General features: G+C 46.9%; 16 protein-coding genes. 14 read left to right on the top strand and 2 right to left on the bottom strand.

Going from position 1 to position 18,260, the window contains the following annotated elements; translation table 11 throughout:
* Positions 1-283 precede the first annotated feature (283 nt).
* The 4 genes from AXX12_RS02170 to AXX12_RS02155 all read left to right on the top strand — a co-directional run bounded on the left by AXX12_RS02170 (position 284) and on the right by AXX12_RS02155 (position 5,322).
* Positions 284-1,231, top strand: coding sequence for a hydroxymethylglutaryl-CoA lyase (locus AXX12_RS02170; RefSeq protein ID WP_066237523.1), 948 nt, complete (start codon positions 284-286; stop codon positions 1,229-1,231).
* A 13-nt stretch (positions 1,232-1,244) separates the two neighbouring features.
* The gene (locus AXX12_RS02165; protein ID WP_066237521.1) at positions 1,245-3,008 is read left to right on the top strand and encodes a thiamine pyrophosphate-binding protein; all 1,764 of its coding nucleotides are present in this window, start codon (positions 1,245-1,247) and stop codon (positions 3,006-3,008) included.
* 13 nt (positions 3,009-3,021) lie between these two features.
* Entirely contained in the window at positions 3,022-3,843 is an 822-nt protein-coding gene (locus tag AXX12_RS02160; RefSeq protein WP_066237519.1) for a sugar phosphate isomerase/epimerase family protein, read from the top strand.
* A gap of 66 nt (positions 3,844-3,909) precedes the next feature.
* Complete coding sequence (locus tag AXX12_RS02155) at positions 3,910-5,322, top strand: aldehyde dehydrogenase family protein (RefSeq protein WP_066237516.1); 1,413 nt, start codon at positions 3,910-3,912, stop codon at positions 5,320-5,322.
* Positions 5,323-5,565: 243 nt separating this feature from the next.
* On the opposite strand, the gene AXX12_RS02150 is transcribed toward AXX12_RS02155, so the two are convergent.
* On the bottom strand, positions 5,566-6,432 hold the full coding sequence (locus tag AXX12_RS02150; protein WP_066237514.1) for a LysR family transcriptional regulator: 867 nt from the start codon (positions 6,430-6,432) through the stop codon (positions 5,566-5,568).
* 156 nt (positions 6,433-6,588) lie between these two features.
* Between AXX12_RS02150 and AXX12_RS02145 the strand changes: the two genes are divergently transcribed.
* The 10 genes from AXX12_RS02145 (at position 6,589) to AXX12_RS02100 (ending at position 17,789) form a co-directional block, all read left to right on the top strand.
* Positions 6,589-7,770, top strand: a complete 1,182-nt coding sequence (locus tag AXX12_RS02145) for an MFS transporter (RefSeq protein ID WP_066237512.1) — start codon at positions 6,589-6,591, stop codon at positions 7,768-7,770.
* A gap of 164 nt (positions 7,771-7,934) precedes the next feature.
* Complete coding sequence (locus AXX12_RS02140) at positions 7,935-9,833, top strand: sigma 54-interacting transcriptional regulator (RefSeq protein ID WP_066237509.1); 1,899 nt, start codon at positions 7,935-7,937, stop codon at positions 9,831-9,833.
* 211 nt (positions 9,834-10,044) lie between these two features.
* Positions 10,045-11,097, top strand: a complete 1,053-nt coding sequence (locus tag AXX12_RS02135) for a 4-hydroxythreonine-4-phosphate dehydrogenase PdxA (RefSeq protein WP_066237506.1) — start codon at positions 10,045-10,047, stop codon at positions 11,095-11,097.
* Between the two features lie 232 nt (positions 11,098-11,329).
* Positions 11,330-12,334: a Bug family tripartite tricarboxylate transporter substrate binding protein gene (locus AXX12_RS02130; protein ID WP_066237504.1), complete on the top strand. Its 1,005-nt coding sequence runs from the start codon at positions 11,330-11,332 to the stop codon at positions 12,332-12,334.
* Between the two features lie 148 nt (positions 12,335-12,482).
* On the top strand, positions 12,483-13,310 hold the full coding sequence (locus AXX12_RS02125; protein ID WP_066237502.1) for a sugar phosphate isomerase/epimerase family protein: 828 nt from the start codon (positions 12,483-12,485) through the stop codon (positions 13,308-13,310).
* 25 nt (positions 13,311-13,335) lie between these two features.
* Positions 13,336-13,995, top strand: a complete 660-nt coding sequence (locus AXX12_RS02120) for an aspartate/glutamate racemase family protein (protein ID WP_066237499.1) — start codon at positions 13,336-13,338, stop codon at positions 13,993-13,995.
* 30 nt (positions 13,996-14,025) lie between these two features.
* Positions 14,026-14,856 (top strand): transketolase, encoded by an 831-nt coding sequence (locus tag AXX12_RS02115; RefSeq protein ID WP_066237496.1) that lies wholly within the window; start codon positions 14,026-14,028, stop codon positions 14,854-14,856.
* Positions 14,857-15,825, top strand: coding sequence for a transketolase family protein (locus tag AXX12_RS02110; protein ID WP_066237493.1), 969 nt, complete (start codon positions 14,857-14,859; stop codon positions 15,823-15,825).
* A complete protein-coding gene (locus AXX12_RS02105) occupies positions 15,822-16,247 on the top strand; it encodes a tripartite tricarboxylate transporter TctB family protein (RefSeq protein WP_066237490.1) in 426 nt (141 codons plus the stop codon). Before AXX12_RS02110 ends, AXX12_RS02105 begins: the two co-directional genes overlap by 4 nt.
* Before the next feature lie 15 nt (positions 16,248-16,262).
* A complete protein-coding gene (locus AXX12_RS02100; protein ID WP_066237487.1) occupies positions 16,263-17,789 on the top strand; it encodes a tripartite tricarboxylate transporter permease in 1,527 nt (508 codons plus the stop codon).
* Positions 17,790-17,891: 102 nt separating this feature from the next.
* On the opposite strand, the gene AXX12_RS02095 is transcribed toward AXX12_RS02100, so the two are convergent.
* Entirely contained in the window at positions 17,892-18,251 is a 360-nt protein-coding gene (locus AXX12_RS02095; RefSeq protein WP_066237484.1) for a GIY-YIG nuclease family protein, read from the bottom strand.
* Positions 18,252-18,260 lie beyond the last annotated feature (9 nt).

The following is an 18,260-nucleotide window of genomic DNA, read 5'->3' as shown; positions in this document are numbered from 1 at the left end:
GTAAAGTTAGTATGGACGATATCATGGGCAAGATCATGCCGTTCCTGATTGTGGAAAGCATTGTGCTGGTTCTTCTCATGCTATTCCCGGCATTAATCACGGTTCCGTTCCAACTGATGATGGGCGGCAGATAAAGTTATTGCTTCAGGTATCACTGGCCGCTATATGATTTTCGTATAGCGGCCAGACTATATTAGTATTTTTAGTATAGATAATGATTTGCTATAATTCAGAATATACGGGCATTGCTGATCAAAGTTGAATAACCGAGGTGGTTTACACGATGAATGGAACAATAGCGGCGACGAAATGGCCGGAAAGCGTGACCATTTGTGAGGTGGGGCCTCGTGATGGCCTGCAAAACGAAAAGACGCTTTTGACGGTTGATCAGAAGGTTGAATTGATTGAGCGTACTGTCGAGGCGGGTGCTAGAATTATCGAGATTGGTTCTTTCGTACATCCGAAATCAGTGCCGCCCATGGCGGATACTGACGCAGTCGCCAGAAAACTGAAACAGATCGAAGGAGTCGAGTATCGCGCTCTGGTTCTAAATCTGCGTGGTCTAGAAAGGGCGGAAGCCGCTGGGTTACAGAAAGTCAAACTTACCGCATCAGCCAGCCGGGCACACTCTCTGGCAAATATCAACAAAACACCGGAAGAAGTGGTGCGCGGTTTTAGTGAATGCGCCGATTATGCGGCAGCTCATGGACTGGAACTTTCAGGAGCAATTTCAACAGCTTTTGGCTGTCCGTTTGAAGGCCGGGTATCGATTGATCAAGTTTTGGCTGTCATTTCTTGTTTCCGTGAGATTGGGGTTCATGAATTGTCTCTATCGGATACCACCGGTATGGCCAATCCGCAGCAGGTGTATGAGTATGGCATGAGAGTTAAGACAGAATTCCCTGATGTGACTTGGGTGCTTCACTTCCATAATACCAGAGGCATGGGGTTGGCGAATGTGGTCGCAGGGATGATGGCAGGGATTGATCGTTATGACGCGAGCTTTGCTGGTCTAGGTGGTTGTCCTTTCGCTCCAGGCGCTACAGGCAATATCGCCACTGAAGATCTCATTCATATGTGCCAGGAAATGGGCGTGGCCACCGGCTATGATCTCGATAAGATGCTGGCCATAGGACGATCTATTCAACAGATGGTTAGCCATGAAACAGCTAGTTTTGTTTTGAAAGCTGGCAAGAATAGCGATTTGGTTAAAACAACTTGCGACAAATAGAAGGGGGATTAGAATGAGAGACTTAGTAGCAAATCAACTGATCAAGTACCTTGAGAGACGTGGTGTCAAACACATCTTCGGACTTTGCGGACATACCAACATTGCTGTGCTGGCTGCCCTCTCCAAAAGCGAAAAGATCCGTTTTATCAACACCCGACATGAGCAAATCGCCTCTCACGCTGCTGATGGTTATGCCCGTGTCACCAAAAAGGCAGCAGTAGTTCTCAGTCACTTAGGACCAGGACTGACTAACGCCGCAACTGGCGTTGCCAACGCCGCGCTTGACTCTATCCCTATGGTCGTCATTGCTGGCGACGTCCCCAGCCACTACTTTGGCAAGCACCCGCATCAGGAAGTTAACCTGCATGCCGATGGGTCTCAATGGGAAATCTACCGCCCGTTTGTCAAGCGCGCCTGGCGCGTTGATCGTCCTGACCTGATGCCGGAGATTTTAGAAAAGGCGTTTGCCTTGGCTGAATCCGGCCGCCCTGGCCCTGTCTTGGTTGACGTTCCGATGGATATCTTCTCTAAAGAAGTGGACGTTGAGTTGTTCGATCGCCTAGACCTCAACAACAAATTCATTCATAAACCTTCACTTGACGAAGAACTGGCTGCGAAGATTATTAGCACTCTGGCTGCTGCAAAAAATCCCGTCATTCATGTAGGCGGCGGTATTATCCTGGCAGACGCAGCGAAAGAATTGCAAGAATTTGTTGATCACATGGCTATCCCTGTATCCCATTCACTGATGGGCAAAGGCGCTCTGCCTGATGATCATCCCCTCACTCTCGGCATGACCGGCTTTTGGGGAACGAAGTTTATCAATGATTCCTGCAAGAACGCTGATTATATCTTAGGCTTAGGAACCAGCTTCAAAGAGGCGGACTGCAGCTCCTGGTATCCTGAATTCACCTTTAGCTTCCCACCGACAAAACTCATCCATATCGATATCGATCCGAGTGAAATCGGCAGAAACTATCCGACCGAAATCGGCGCAGTCGCTGATTTAAAACAAGCGCTGACTGTTCTGGTGCGTGTAGCCAAGAAACTGTATCCAGTTGCACGTAAAAACGCAGCCATGGAACAAACCATTGCCAATCAACGCAAAGATTTCAAGGCCAACAATGCCAAAATGGAGCAAAGCGACGCCTTCCCGATGATGCCTGAGCGGATTCTGGCTGATGTACGCGCCGTTCTTCCCCGCAATGCCATCATCACCACCGATGTGGGCTGGAACAAAAATGGCGTCGGTCAGCAGTTCCCCATCTACGAACCAGGTTCCATTCTCACTCCTGGCGGCTATGCCACTATGGGCTTTGGTTCACCGGCAGCCCTGGGCGCGAAAGTCGCGGATCCTGATCGCGTTGTCGTTTCGCTAATTGGCGATGGCGGCTTTGGTCAAAACCCGGCTGTACTCGCTACTGCAGCGATTGAAAACATTCCGGCAATTTTCCTGATCATGAACAACCGCGCCTTCGGCACCATTGCCGGCCTCGAAAAAGCGCACTATGACACCACCTTCGGTACGTTGTTTGAAAAAGACGGTGAGTCTTACTCACCTGATTATGCAGCCATTGCCAAAGCTTATGGCGTGGAAGGCGTAAAAATTCAATCAGCCGCTGAATTCAAACCGGCGCTGGAAGCAGCGATCAAAGCTAACAAGCCCTATGTGCTGGATGTATCAATGATCAATAATCCTGTTCCGACTGCTGGGCACTGGAACATCATGGATATTTATTCGCCTGGCAAAAAAGTGCATCACGTTAGCACGAACTAAGGGAGGAAGACATATGGCACCCCAATTTTCTCTAGCCTATCTGACAATCCCGGGCTGTACGCCTCCTGAGCAGACTTACATCGCTGGGCGAGCTGGCTATGATTTCGTTAGTCTGCGCCCGATCTATATGGGACTTCCGGGCGAGCCGAATTTTGCCTTAGCCGAAAACAAAGAAATGTTGCAGCAAACCAAACGAGCGCTGGCTGACACGGGCGTTAAACTGCTTGATATTGAACTGGCGCGTATTTATGACGGTGTTGATCCGAAACGCTATTTGCCAGCCATGGAGGTAGCGGCTGAACTCGGCGGACGCCATGTTCTCAGTAGCATTTGGACCTCTGATCGTAATTTCTATATCGAGAAGTTTGCCGAGGTCTGCGATTTGGCTAAACCGTTCGGCCTGACAGTAGAGCTTGAGTATGTGCCGATTGCCAGCGTCAATAACCTTGCGGGAGCACTCGACGTTCTGAATACGATAAAACGGGATAATGCCGGTCTAATGATTGATATTCATCATTTCCATCGCGCCAGAAATAAGCCGGAGGAACTCGATGCCGTACCGCGTGAATGGTTCCGTTTCGTCCACCTTTGCGATGCACCGGAAGAAATCCCGACTGAAAAAGAAGAAATGACCCGTATCCTGCGTGAAGCCCGTCTATATGTAGGTGAAGAAGGCGGTATCGATGTTACAGGGATTGTGAACCGGATGCCGGAAGTTCCCTATTCGATTGAGCTACCCAATCTCAAACGAATGAAGGAAATGGGTTGTGCCGAGTACGCATTCCGCTGCATTGAAGCGGCTAAGAAATACTTGGCTGCTCACCCACGCGGATAGAACAAGAGTTGGGCGGGCTAACCCGCCAAACACAAATAATTACCAATCACAAGGAGGGTATATACAATGGCAGATGAATTGACATTAGAACAACAGCAAGAGCTGGATACCGCTATTGAACGGGCGCAGAAAGCTCTGGCTATCATCGAAACTTATGATCAGGCGCGTGTAGACCGTCTGTGCCAGACAGTGGCTTGGTCAGTGGCCAATAAAAAAAGATTCCTGCAGCTTGTAGACATGAGCATTAAAGAAAGTGGTCTTGGCGATCCTGTAACCCGTCAACAAAAGCGGTTTAAGATCCGTGGCGTGCTTCGCGATGCGCTCCGGCAAAAGAGTGTTGGCATTATCGAAGAAAACGTGGAAAAAGGTATTGTAAAATATGGCAAGCCTGTTGGAATTATCGCTTCGATCGTTCCGACAACCAACCCTGACTTGACTCCGGCCGGCACGGCTGTCATGGCAGTAAAAGCCCGCGACGTAGTCATCTTCTCGCCGCATCCCCGTTCGAAAAAGACTACATTTGAAACCGTTCGTTTAATGCGGGAAGCACTTGAGAGAGAAGGCGCTCCTGCTGATATTCTCCAATGCTTGACGAAAGTCAGCATTCCGATGACAAAAGCATTAATGGAGAGAGCTAACCTGGTGCTTGCGACTGGTGGTCCAGCTATGGTCAAATCTGCTTACAGCTCAGGAACGCCTGCTTATGGCGTAGGTGCTGGTAACGCGACGATGATTTGGGATGAGACTGCGAACGTGGAAGAAGCTGCCATGAACAGCATGATCAGCAAAACCTCGGACTTCGGTTCTGGCTGTTCTGCTGACGGCAACATCATCATTCATGAAAGCATTTGGGAAAAGTCAATCGAGGCGCTGCAAAAAGTGGGCGCATACTTGGTTAACGATGAGGAAAAAGAAAAAGTTCGCAAAGTCATGTGGGACGAGGAAAACCATCGCCTGTCTGACACCGTCGCCATTTCGCCGCAAAAATTGGCTGAAATCGCCGGCTTCAAAATTCCTGCCGATAGAAAGTTCATCATGGTTCTATCTGACGGTGTAGGCCGTAACCATCCTTTCTCTTATGAAAAATTGACAACTCTGCTGACTGTCCATAAATATCAAGGCGAATTCCAAAATGCGATTGAGATGATGCATCAAATCTATTGGGGATCTGGCAGAGGTCACTCGGTGGGCATCTACTCCTTTGATGATGATCATATTCATCGTTTAGCACTTTCAGCGCCGGTGAGCCGGATCATGGTTCGCCAGCCTCAATCTAAATCTAATTCCGGTACCTTTACCAATGGTATGCCGATGACTTCAAGTATGGGTTGTGGCACCTGGGGCGGCAACATCACTTCGGAAAATATCACTCTCAAACACTACTTAAATACGACTTGGGTAGCTCGTCCGATCCCCGAAGATCGCCCGCCAGATGAAGAACTGTTTGGCGATTTCTACGACCCCGAGTGCGAGAAGTAAACTACTAAAAGAAAGAGATAAGCTTGGGCAAGCCCAAACTTATCTCTTTCGACTATCTGATAGTTTTATTCCTAGAGCTATTCCTCGAACCTTTTTCGTTTCGTAAGCAAAATTTCCTGGAAACCTTCCAAAGGGCGTTTAGAAGGGCCCAGCTGCTAGGTGTCCGGTCATCCCAGCAGCGACGCGTACTCACGGGTACGCTAGCAATGGGGTGACCGGACTAACAACGCAGATGGATCCTTATCAACGCCCGACGAAGGTTTCCAAGAACCTCCGAGCAGCGGTCGACATATACCTATTCTTCATCCAAACCACCGCCGCCGCAGTCTCCAGACCGGGCGCGATAATTTCGCGATAGCGTAAATTAGAGTTTGTAATTTGACGCGCCATCGAAGCGGTGGCTATTGCAATGCCAATATCGGCGTCAGCCCATGCCAGCATGGAACGCGGGTCATCAGCTTTGCATAGAATAGTGGGTTCAAAACCAGCTTCACGACAGCTTTTCGTGATCATTGATACATGGCGGCGATGCGTTAGCAGAGGCTTATTGGCGAGTTCGACTATTGGCATAGGCCCGTCCCCGCCATCCATCCATTTATTGCTCATAGCGGCAACAAGGGGCTCCTTGGGCAAGTGGATTGATTCGAAGATAGCAGAGTCAATCGGCAGCCTAACCAATCCAATTTCAATAACACCGCTATTTAATAGGTCGGTAATGCGTTCTGTCTCGCCTTCCCAAAGTAAAAAATCGATGCCTGGATACTGTTCGTGAAAGCTGCTGATCCAGTCAGGAAGCAGGTTTGAGCCAAGTGAGGCAATAGTTCCCAAAGCCAAAGTCCCTTTTGCGCCTTCGTCAAAAGCCTGGACTTCTTTCACAGTAGTGTTGACTAAATCAAGAATCTGTTCAGCTCGGTGCCGCAAAGCGCGACCTGCTTCTGTAAGGCGGGTACTCCGGCTGCCGCGTTCAACCAACTGAACACCGAGTTCTTCTTCCATAATTTTTAACTGCTGGCTGAGTGGCGGCTGGGCAATATGGAGCCGTTTGGCAGCCCCACTGATTTGTCCTTCTTCTGCGATCGCCAAAAAATAGCGTAACTGCCTGATATCCATCGCCATAACTCCTTCTAATTTATATATTAATTTCATATATCAATCGAATTATATAGATGTTTTAAATATAACCAAAGATTTGCTATAATCATAACTGAGATTACTGATAAATGCAAGATGGATTGATATACTCGGTTGGGTTACGGAGGGGAAACTATGAACTGGCGAAGGAATTTATGGTCGCTGTGGCTTGGCTGCATCATATCGAGTACCAGCTATACGATGATATTGCCGTTTTTGCCATTATACCTATTTGATTTAGGAGCAACAGAGCAAAATATAAAATTGTGGTCTGGCGCAGTTTTTGCGGCAACCTTCCTAGTAAGTGCCATCATGTCTCCCATCTGGGGGCGACTGGCTGATAAGTCCGGCAAAAGACGTATGCTGATTCGGTCCGGCCTTAGCCTTGGATTCGCCTACTTTCTAGGCTCGTTGGTCAGTAGTCCGCTTGAACTTTTCGTAGTTAGGCTGCTTCAAGGTTTTGCGACCGGTTTTGTACCTGCCGCTTTAGCAATTGTCGCATCAACAGTTCCTGAAGAAAAGATGGGTTTCAGTCTTGGTATTATGCAAACTGCGACACTCACTGGGACGATCCTCGGACCCTTATTCGGCGGCGTCCTGTCACATATTTTCGGCATTCGCACCTCTTTTGCAGTCGCCTCTGCTTGTATACTGGCAGGTACTGCCGCTGTTTGGCTGCTAGTAAAGGAACCGAAGCAGCAATCATTGCAGGCCGGCAGTATTGGTGACGATCTTAAGGCTGCGCTGCAAAGCAAAGTTATGCAGAAGATGCTTGGCTTACTGATCATTACCCAGATTGGTGTCATGGTGCTGCAGCCGCTGATTACTCTGCATATAGCAGATATGCAGGGCGCGGTTGAAGGAGTTGTACTGACTTCTGGATTCGTTTTTAGCGCCTCCGGCATTGCCGGGGCAATCGCAGCGCCGCTATGGGGTCGGCTGGGCCAGCGAGCGGGATTTACTAAGATATTGGCCATCGGCTTTCTCGGCAGTGGAGTGTTTAGTTTGTTCCCGTATTTCACCTCTGATATTTGGCTGTTCGGATTAATGCAGTTTGCTTTTGGCTTTTTCGTCGCCGGGGTGTATCCTGCCCTGAATACCATGGTTGTGATAAACACTGACGCGTGCTTTCGCGGACGGGCGTTTGGTTTAATGATGAGCGCCAACCAATTGGGCTCGATGATTGGTCCGCTTCTGGGCAGTGTGGCGAGTATCTGGCTAGGGATTAAAGCGATATTTGTCTGCGTTGGCGTGCTCTTGCTTACTACCGGCTTTGTTGTCTGGCGCGGGCAGACGCGAAGAGACGCTTCTTGCTAGTGAAGTTTTGTGTTCTCTCTAATCAATACAAGCCCGCTATCTTCTCGCGATAGTGGGCTTGTTGACTTTTGTTGTTGACTAGAACAACACCTATTGTTACAATTTTCAGTATATAGGATAATGCGGCTGGGCTGTGCTTCTTCAAAGCAAAGGAGTCGAGGCATTTGGTAAAGATCACGTTTATCATTCCCCATCAGGAAATTGAGGCAAAAGTCCATGCGTTTATTTCGGAAATTCGCGAAGAAAGAATTGTATTTAGTACGACGCATATTGTGGGTACCCAAGAAGCATTTTTGTCTGAGTGTGATTCTGATATTGTCATTGCCCGGGGAATAACCTATCTTGCCTTGAAAAGGAATTTGCTGAATGTATCTGTCATTGAAATTAGTATTACCGGCTATGATATCATTCGGGCTTTGGATGCCTGCAAGAAGCAGTATCAGGCGAAGAAAATCGCAATTATTGCAGCTGAGTCGATCATTTATGAGGAAGGCTTTTTGGACGATATTTTACATACTGACATTGAAGTGTATAAAATACAAAATGAAGAAGATGTTGTACAAGCGCTAAGGATGGCCAAAGAGCACCAAGTTGATGCTGTTGTCGGCGGTTTGACTGCTTGTCGAATTGCGAAGAATCGGGGTTGGCAGTGTGTGCAAATTCACACAGGCGAAGAGGCGATACGCAGGGCAATTAACGAGGCATTGAGCGCGGCGTACGCCACCCGGCTGGAAAGAGCAAAAGCGGAATTATTAAAGGTAATACTCGAAAACACTAAAGAGGCAATCGTAGCAGTGGATCAAGATGGCGGCGTTACCGCTTTTAACAAAGCAGCCTACAAAACCTTGAACATACCATTCAACAGACAGATGACAGGTCGAGCCATTAGTTCGGTCATTCCTGATTTTGATACATTAAATACCGCAGATCGTCATGACGCGGAAATTGGTGTTTTGAAAAATATTAACGGTAGAATGATTCTAATAGAGTGGGCGCCGATCCGGGTAGAAAGTAAGACTGTTGGTGTTGTGTACACATTGCAGAATGTTGACAAAATCCAGGAAACAGAAAGCATTATTAGAAAAGAGCTAAGCCGGAAGGGTTTGGTGGCAAAATATAGTTTTGGCAACATCATTGGTAGCAGCCGTGTTCTTAATAAAACGATACAGACAGCGTATAAATACAGTCAAGTACATTCGAACATTCTGCTCATGGGAGAGACCGGCACAGGTAAGGAACTGTTTGCGCAGAGTATCCATAATGCTAGCAGTCGGAGCTTAGAACCGTTCGTGGCTGTTAACTGCGCAGCTGTACCGGAGAATCTATTGGAAAGTGAGCTCTTTGGCTACGTGGAAGGCGCATTTTCCGGCGCCGTAAAAAGCGGCAAAACCGGTTTGTTCGAATTTGCCCATAAAGGAACTATTTTTCTTGATGAAATTAGCGAGATTCCGATGAATTTGCAGGCTAAGCTGCTACGCGTACTGCAAGAACGTGAGATTCGCAAAGTCGGCGATACCAGCTTGCTGCCGATTGATGTTCGCGTCATAGCCTCGACCAATATTAATTTACTGGAACGAGTACGAAATGGCCAGTTCCGTCAAGACCTGTTATATCGTCTGGATGTATTGAACTTGCGGATTCCTTCATTGCGCGAACGTGGTGAAGATATTCAATATATCGCCGAATATTATATTGAAGTATATTGTAAACAGTATGGAAAACCAACGCCGGAGCTAAGTCCCGGGGCCGTGGCGGTGTTAAGTCGCAACCAATGGCCGGGCAACGTGCGAGAACTCAGAAATATTTGCGAACGATTGGTTGTTTTAAGTGACCAAAAAGTAATCACAGCAGATGAAGTAACCAATCTGCTGGTTTTTTCCGGATTGCATGCCGATGCGTCTAGTGATGAGAACAGCGGCGAATCGGCAATGGCGAAGCTTGCTGAAGCAGATTGGGAAACCCTTGTAAAACTAATGAAAGTCATGAAGGTGAACAAAGCGGAAATGGCCGGTATGTTGGGACTGAGCAGAACCACCTTGTGGCGAAAGCTGAAGGAGAAGTAACGAGAAACAATTTGAAACAAAAATGTTTCGGCGCGATTGAGAATCGCGCCTTTTTTAATGTTCGAAAAGAAATTAGTGTATACCGATAGCCCAAGAAATCCTTATTATTGCTAACCAAGATATTATTATGCTGTAATTATTGAGATTGGCATGAATATTGCAAATATTAAAAACAAACGCGCTTAGCGATGAATCAGAGAGGAGAAGGTTTATGACTAATACATGCGAGGAGAAACCAATCATTGGTATTATCCTCGGAGACGCGGCAGGCATTGGCCCTGAGATTGTAGCCAAGGTTGCGGCAACAGACCTGTTCGCGACATGCTGTCGTCCCGTGATTATTGGGGATATTCGCGTATTGCAACAAGGAATGAGGGTGGCGAAAGTCACTTTTCCTTACAAAGTAATTGAATCCATGAATGAGGCTGATTGGGACAAAGGGCTTTTGGTTCTCGGCCAGAAAAACCTTAATCCAGAGGAAATCAAGGTGGGAGAAATAAATCCGATTTGTGGAAAAGCATCAGGTGATGCACTCATCCTAGCAATTAACCTCTACAAAGCAGGTAAAATCGATGGATTCTGCTTTGCCCCGCTCAATAAGGCGGCTATGAAACTGGGCGGACACGAGTTTGAAAGTGAGCACATGCTGTTTGCCCATCACTTCAACTGGACTGGCCCGTTTGGTGAGGTTAACGTTCTTGACGACCTATGGACGTCACGGGTGACTAGCCATATTCCCATCAAGGAAGTTAGTGCTAAATTAACTGTTGAAAACATCATGCGTGCTATACGGTTAGCTGATCGAACGTTGCGCCGGGCCGGAATCGGCAACGCCAAACTGGGTATTGCGGCGCTTAACCCACATGGCGGGGAAAACGGATTATGCGGCAGAGAAGAGATCGATGTCATTATTCCTGCCATGGAACTGGCGCGACAGGAGAACATTGATGTTGTTGGCCCATTCCCAGCCGATATTCTATTTATCAAAGCATTTAACGGTGACTTTGACGCAGCAGTGACTATGTATCATGATCAGGGACAAATCGCTATGAAACTCAAGGGATTTGAGTTTGGCATAACTGTTGCCGCTGGCTTGCCAGCGCCAATCGTCACAGCTGCGCATGGGACTGCCTATGACATAGCAGGCAAGGGGATTGCTAAAACCGGTGCGTTAGAGAACGCAGTCAAAATGGCGGCCAGGATTGCTCTTTGCGATAAAGTAAGACTTGATTCAGGAGGAGTTTTAACTCCGCCTGAATCTTAGTCGCACTTGTGTCTGAGGCTCGAAATCTTAGATTTCGCGAAGCCGAAGGCTCCCTTTAGGGGTTCGAACTACAGCCTGTTAATCCCGACCTAAGAGGGCGGGGTCTTACAGGCTGTGTGAAGGGGAAGAAAGCAGCAGGAAAGTCAGTCTAATCATATGGGAGGAGGCGAGTATCCACTTTATCAACTAAATGGGAAGAAATATCTAAGTCAAAATGCGGAGGAGGATTATTGTGAAGAAATTTGCCAGTATTCTAGTGCTAGGAATGTTTGCAGCAAGTCTGTTGACAGGATGTGGCTCAAAGCCGGCAGAGAAAAAAGAAGAGGCAGCCAAGTCTTGGGTTCCGACTCGCGAAATTGAGTTTGTTGTACCTTCGGCGCCAGGCGGAGGCAGTGACTTGAATGCAAGGGTTATAGCGGATTTTTCTCAAAAAAATAAGCTTTCACCTAAGAGCTTTATGGTAGTGAATAAACCGGGCGGATCAGGGGCAGTTTCCTTTTCTTATGTGTATGGAAAGAAAGGTGATCCACACACCTGGATGGTTCTCCATTCTGGCCAGGTAATGAGTGCGATCGTTAACAATTCTCCCGTAAAAGCAGACATGCTGACCTATATCGGGGTGGTTGGATTTGATGATCTGCTCCTGGGTGTAAACAAAGAGGGTAAATACAAGGATATTCAAAGTGTCATCAAAACAGCTAAAGAAAAGCCTGACACAGTAAAAATTGGCGGATCACAACGTGGTAACAGTGATCACCTTTCTTTTGAAATGTTCAACAAGTATACGGGCGCTAAGGCTACTTATGTTCAGTTCAACAGCTCAGGAGAAGTTATGGCCGCATTATTAGGCGGACATATTGACGTGGGTATCTTCAATCCCAGTGAATGTGACGGGCAGGTTAAAGCTGAAAAAGTAATTCCTCTCGTTACTTTTTCAAAACAAAGAATCCCCGGTGCTTATAAAAATGTGCCAACCTTTTCTGAGATCGGGTATAAAGATATTCAGTTAAGTGAAGTTCGGGCAATCTCAGGCCCGCCGGATATGCCTGCAGAAGCGGTAAAGTTTTATGAAGATATGTTGAAGAAGATCACAGACACCGAAGACTGGAAGAAGAATTACATTGAAAAGAATGCGATGACTCCTGCTTATATGAATGCGGCAGATACCAAGAAATTCTTTAATGAACAATCAGTACTGTATGAAAAAATGTTTAAAGAAGTGGGAGTTATTAAATAATACCTTAGCTTAGAAGCTTAGAAGTTTAGAAGCTTAGATAAATTAGGTTTCGCAACGTGGCGGTTTCGACAGCGGATGACTGTCACGTTGCGGTATATCCTTGCTGTTAAGGCCAGTGTTTTTGGAATGTGTTTAAGGAGAGGGTATGATGAAACTTTGCTATCAGGTAGCAACGCCAGATGTAGCTAGATCTCCTGCAGTTACAGCTTTTCAAGGCAATTTGGATTACAACTTTAGCAAACTTGCTGAACTGGGATATGACGGAGTTGAGCTGATGACGCTCAATCCATTGGAACTTAACTGGGATCAGGTGAAAGGTGAGGCTGACAAAAATAAGCTGGATATTGTTCTGGTTTGTACTGGTGAAATATTCGGCCAGTTGAAACTTTCTTTTATGGATAAACATGCTGACATAAGAAGCAAGGCAAGAGAACGGGTTAAAGGAATTATTGATTTTGCGGCCCATTTAGGTGCGAATATAAACATTGGCAGAGTAAGAGGTCAATATTGTGATGAACTACCCCGAGAAGTATCGTACGGTTATGCTATTGATGCGTTTAAGGATATCAGTGAATATGCAGGCAAAAGAAATGTAAAAATCGCACTGGAAACGGTAACATTGATGCAGACAAACTTTATCAATACAGTACAAGAAGCTGTAGATGTGGTGAAAAATGTTGATAATGAGTATTTCAAGATGATGATGGATATCTTTCACCTCAATATTGAGGAAAAAGATATGTTTGAAGTGATAGATAAATATGCCGAGTATAACATCCACGTGCACTTGGCAGATAATAACCGGCGATATCCCGGTCACTGCGGCTTCGATTTTGAGAAAATTATCAGAGCTTTTAAAAATACTGGCTATGATGGAGCCTATTGTACAGAGATTTTCCAGTTGCCAGACCAGGATACTGCGGCAGAGGGTTCGATAAAGCATCTTCGACCGATTTTTAATAGGATCTATCGGTGAATATGATTAAGGAGGCAATATTGCGATGACAAAGGTATCTTTAATTCACACAGTTCAGAGTGTTTTAGTTACATTTGACAAAAGAATAAAAAACGTTATTGACGATGTGAAAATAGTGAATACTCTTGATGAATATTTGGCAAGTGATCCGGAGGAACGAGGAGAGTTCACTGTTAATAATATGCAACGGTTGTTCTCAATTGTAAAATGCGCTGAGATGACTGAACCGGATGTGATTGTCGTAACCTGTTCCACGCTGTCTCCAGCAATCGAAAAAATCCGGCCATTTATTAAAACGCCGATAATTACTATTGATGAAGCGATGATACGCAAAGCAGCGGAAACCGGGTCCAAAATTACGATCATGGCAACAGCTGAAAGTACTGTTGAACCAACAAAAACCAAACTGCTCAGTGAAGTGAAAAAAATAAACAAAGCGATTGATTTATCGGTGATAGTCTGTCCTGAAGCTTATGTCGCTATCAAAGCGGGAGATAAAGAATATCATGATGAGATCGTTAAAAGGAGGGCGCTTGAAATCAAACAACAGGATGTAGTCATCTTGGCGCAGGCGTCTATGGCACACTTAGAGGATATTGTACAAAAAATCTGCGGTTGCACTGTACTTTCCAGTCCCAGAATGTGTATCGCACAGTTAAAGGAAAAGTTAGAAAAAAATGTATAGTTCTCAAATGATGGGAGAGGAGTGGCGGCAGTGACATTATCAGCAGCAAGAATCGATTTTCTCAATGAGAAATGCCATCAGTTCAGAGTGGCTTTGATAAAGCTTCTCTACCAAATTCAGACAGGCCATCCGGGAGGTTCACTGTCCGCGGTAGAAATACTAACAGCCCTGTACTACGAGAAACTAAACATACAGCCTGACAATCCTGCCTATCCTGACAGGGACAGATTTGTTCTGGGCAAAGGCCATGCTGCGCCCATGCTGTATCTTATATTAGCGGAAAAAGGCTATTTCTCCAAAACTGAGATGAATACTTTAAGACAGATTAATAGCAGGCTTCAAGGTCATCCATGCGCTAAAATGACACCGGGAGTGGATTTGTCCAGCGGCCCTTTGGGCTTGGGTATTTCGGCGGCGGTTGGAATGGCCGCGGCCACAAAACTGGATAATAAAAATCTCTATACATATGTGCTGATGGGTGATGGCGAAATTCAGGAAGGCATCGTTTGGGAGGCCGCTATGGCGGCAAGCAAATTTAAACTAGATAATCTGATTGGGATTATCGACTGCAATGGCGTGCAGTTAGACGGTACAGTGGAAGAAATTATGCCACTAGGAAATCTGGCAGACAAATGGAAATCTTTCGGTTGGCGTGTTATCGAAACTGATGGACATGATATCCAGGCTGTTTCAACAGCAATCGACCAGGCAAAAGCAGTGACTGGGCAGCCGACAATGATTATCGCCAAAACGGTCAAAGGCAAAGGCGTTTCCTTTATGGAAGGGAAAAACACATGGCATGGAAAGCCCATTAATGAGCAAGAGTACTCCGCTGCGTTGCGAGAACTGGGGGTAAGGTAAATGGCAACTAAAGCGATAAGAGATGCATTTGGTGAGGCATTAGCAAAGCTTGGTCACGAACGGCAAGAAATTGTTGTATTGGATGCAGATGTTTCCAGTTCATCAAAAAGTAACTTGTTTGGCAAGGAGTTCCCCAATCGATTTTTTAATGTGGGAATTGCAGAGGCCAACATGGCAGGAATGGCTGCAGGCATGGCGCTGATGGGCAAAATTCCGTTTATCAATACCTTTGCAGCGTTTATGATGCTGCGGGCAGGTGATCCCATCAGGAGTTTGGCTGCATATCAGTGTTTAAATGTTAAAATTTGCGGTACCTATGCCGGTCTATCCGATTCCTATGACGGAGCAAGCCACCATGCCAATAAGGATATCAGCTTTTTCCGATCCATTCCGAACATGACAGTAATCGTAGTGTGCGACGCGGTAGAAACAGAGAAGGCCGTGCGTGCTGCAGTAGATATTCCGGGACCTGTATATTTACGACTGAGCAGAGCGCCGGCGCCGATCATCTTTGACGATGCCTATCAGTTTAAGTCTGGCAAAGGCGTTGTTCTCAGGGAAGGAAAGGATGTTGCTATTATTGCTGCCGGCGTAATGGTCCATAAGGCATTAGAAGCAGCCGACCTGCTTGCAATAAAGGGGATTAGTGCCAGAGTAGTCAATATGCATACCATCAAGCCAATCGATGCAGAGTTAATCGTCGATTGCGCTAGGGGAACAGGAGCAATTGTCACTGCAGAAGAGCATACAGTCTATGGCGGTTTGTTTAGTGCTGTCAGCGAGGTTGTTGCCAGAGAACAACCGGCCCCCGTCATGCCGGTAGCATTGGAAGACACTTTCACTGAATCCGGTGATTATGATCAGCTTCTAGAAAAATACGGCTTGACAGCTGAAAAAATTGTAGAAAAAGCTGAAACTGCCATGAGTAAGAAAGCCTCTAATCCTGTTGATAGGGAGGGATGGCGATGAATGCTGATCGTGCAATAGCGCTTATTTGCGGCATAATCGGTGCGTTCTGGGCAGCTACCGGCTGGTTCTCCTACGGTGTTTGGGTTAACAAAGGACCAGGGCCCGGTTTTTTGCCTGTGATTTTTGGCAGCTTGACAGTCATCTTCTGTATTGCACGACTGCTAAGAGCAGATAAGGACGCCGAGCCTATTGACCCTAGAGCCATTGTACCTATTGCCGCCATTATTGTCTGTGCCTTGGTTATTTATGTCATCGGATTCCTGCCGGCAACATTTTTGCTCATTGCCTTTTGGCTGGTCAACCAAGGGGCGTATTCCTACAAGTTTTCTATTTTTTTGGCGGCTACAATTATCTTGTTTATTTGGGGTGTATTCGGCTACTGGCTGCAGGTACCGTTTCCCACCGGCCTGATTACGTATTAGAAAGAAGGCGAATTAATGGAAAGCATTTTCTACCACTTACTGAACGGCTTCGCCACCGCTCTGACAGGGGATAACCTTTTTGCCGCGACGGCCGGCGCGGTTATGGGCATGTTCATCGGCGCCTTGCCAGGCATCGGTTCTGTCATGGGGGTCGCTCTGCTGCTGCCGCTTACCTTTAAAATGGATCCCACCACGGCGATCATCATGCTCGCGGCCCTTTATTACTCGACGATGTACGCAGGGTCGTTCACAGCCATTTTGATCAACATTCCCGGTGATCCTCCGGCCTTAATGACCACTCTGGACGGCTACCAGCTCACCCTGAAGGGCAAGGCCGGTAAAGCGTTGGCTGTTTCCAACTGGTCCTCGTTCGTAGCCGGTTTTATTGGTGTTATTATCCTTACCTTCATGGGCCCTTTACTGGCCGATATTGGGCTGGCCTTTGGACCGGCGGAAATGACGACTGTCATTCTGTTGGCCTTGTCAGCTATCGCTTGGCTCTTGGGGGACGACCCGTTGAAAGGATTGTTGTCAACCTGCCTGGGCATCTTGTTGGCTACCGTGGGTCTTGATGCAGCGGTTGGCAGGCCGAGGTTTGCCTTTGGTATTATCGAACTTTTAAATGGCATCGATTTCATTCCTTTGGTCATCGGCCTGTTAGGCGTAAATGAAATCATCGAAATGGCTCTTCAGAAAGGTGGCTACAAATTTAAAACAACGGAAACCTTGTCATTCCGGAGCAACTATCTTAACTTTGCAGAAATTAAACAGATTTTCAAGCCAACCATGATCAGCAGTGTTCTTGGCACATTTATCGGCTGCATACCCGGAGCCGGTACCAATACCGCCTCGTTTTTGTGCTATGTTCTGGAAAGCCGGACTGGCAATAACAAAGAAAACATGGGCAAAGGAGCGCTTGAAGGCGTCGCCGCCCCGGAGGCTGCTAACAATGCGGCAGCAGCAGGGGCCTTCGCACCGCTGCTTGCGCTGGGCATCCCCAGTTCGGGTACAGTCACCGTGTTGCTCGGCGGCTTGATGATGTGGGGGATAACCCCTGGTCCGCTACTGTTCACTGAACACCCGGATCTTGCCTGGGGCCTGATTGCCTCGATGTATACCGGCAATATTGTCTGTATGATCATTGCCGCCCTCAGCATCCCCCTGATGGTGCAAGCCCTGCGGGTCCCTCCCGTCATCATGACTCCCATCATCATCGTCATTTGTATGGTGTCAGCCTACGCTGCCAATAATAGTCTGTTTGACGTCTGGCTAATGATCATTTTTGGCATTGTGGGCTATTTCTTCTGCCGTTACAAATACCCTGTCGCCCCTTTCCTGATGGCCTTTATATTGACGCCCCGCCTGGAAATGTCAGCCCGACAGGCCTTTGACATTTCGAACGGCGACCCGGCAATTTTCCTGCAAAAGCCGATTGCCTTAGCTTTTTTGACGGCCACTCTGTTCTTCTTTATAGCCTCCGTGGCGCTGAAGTTCTGCAAGATGTGTCGGATAAAATTGAAAAGGCCGAGTGACCATTGCTAAAATCCCGACCGGAACAGCCATGAAATCAAGAAATGAGTCGCTAAAAGGAGAGGCCGAATGAACAATGTTCACACGGCCTCTCCCTGTGTTGGAAAGTGTAGTTCAGTCAGCTTTTTCTTTGTTATATCCCCGCAAACCGTACGGTTTAATCTCATTTAACCACTTATCTTCCATAACCGCGAGGGCTTTTCTCCAGTCGTCTTTTGGAACCTTATCGGGGTTTAATGTCTCCAACACTTCGAACGTAAAGACATCAGCGCCTTGGTCGTTCCATTCTGCTTGTAGCGACCTGATCGGGTTAGCATTAGCTTTGAGCTGAAAGCGGAGACGGTTAAATCTGCCTGGCAAATTCATACTGCTGCCGATGAACACCTTTCCATTGGTGCAGTTCTTTACTTGATACACTCCCATTGGCGTTGGGGTTTGTTTATAGGCTAGTATCAATTCTTTACGCCTATCCATTATGCTCAA

It is taken from the genome of Anaerosporomusa subterranea (assembly GCF_001611555.1).
Taxonomy (GTDB): Bacteria; Bacillota; Negativicutes; order Sporomusales; family Acetonemataceae; genus Anaerosporomusa; species Anaerosporomusa subterranea.
The sequence above is the reverse complement of the archived record's forward strand: the minus strand, read 5'-3'. Positions and strand labels throughout refer to the sequence as shown.

Coding starts and splice junctions, on each gene's coding strand:
- AXX12_RS02170 (WP_066237523.1), top strand. CDS start 284: ATGAATGGAACAATAGCGGCGACGAAATGGCCGGAAAGCGTGACCATT.
- AXX12_RS02165 (WP_066237521.1), top strand. CDS start 1,245: ATGAGAGACTTAGTAGCAAATCAACTGATCAAGTACCTTGAGAGACGT.
- AXX12_RS02160 (WP_066237519.1), top strand. CDS start 3,022: ATGGCACCCCAATTTTCTCTAGCCTATCTGACAATCCCGGGCTGTACG.
- AXX12_RS02155 (WP_066237516.1), top strand. CDS start 3,910: ATGGCAGATGAATTGACATTAGAACAACAGCAAGAGCTGGATACCGCT.
- AXX12_RS02150 (WP_066237514.1), bottom strand. CDS start 6,432: ATGGATATCAGGCAGTTACGCTATTTTTTGGCGATCGCAGAAGAAGGA.
- AXX12_RS02145 (WP_066237512.1), top strand. CDS start 6,589: ATGAACTGGCGAAGGAATTTATGGTCGCTGTGGCTTGGCTGCATCATA.
- AXX12_RS02135 (WP_066237506.1), top strand. CDS start 10,045: ATGACTAATACATGCGAGGAGAAACCAATCATTGGTATTATCCTCGGA.
- AXX12_RS02125 (WP_066237502.1), top strand. CDS start 12,483: ATGAAACTTTGCTATCAGGTAGCAACGCCAGATGTAGCTAGATCTCCT.
- AXX12_RS02120 (WP_066237499.1), top strand. CDS start 13,336: ATGACAAAGGTATCTTTAATTCACACAGTTCAGAGTGTTTTAGTTACA.
- AXX12_RS02110 (WP_066237493.1), top strand. CDS start 14,857: ATGGCAACTAAAGCGATAAGAGATGCATTTGGTGAGGCATTAGCAAAG.
- AXX12_RS02105 (WP_066237490.1), top strand. CDS start 15,822: ATGAATGCTGATCGTGCAATAGCGCTTATTTGCGGCATAATCGGTGCG.
- AXX12_RS02100 (WP_066237487.1), top strand. CDS start 16,263: ATGGAAAGCATTTTCTACCACTTACTGAACGGCTTCGCCACCGCTCTG.
- AXX12_RS02095 (WP_066237484.1), bottom strand. CDS start 18,251: ATGGATAGGCGTAAAGAATTGATACTAGCCTATAAACAAACCCCAACG.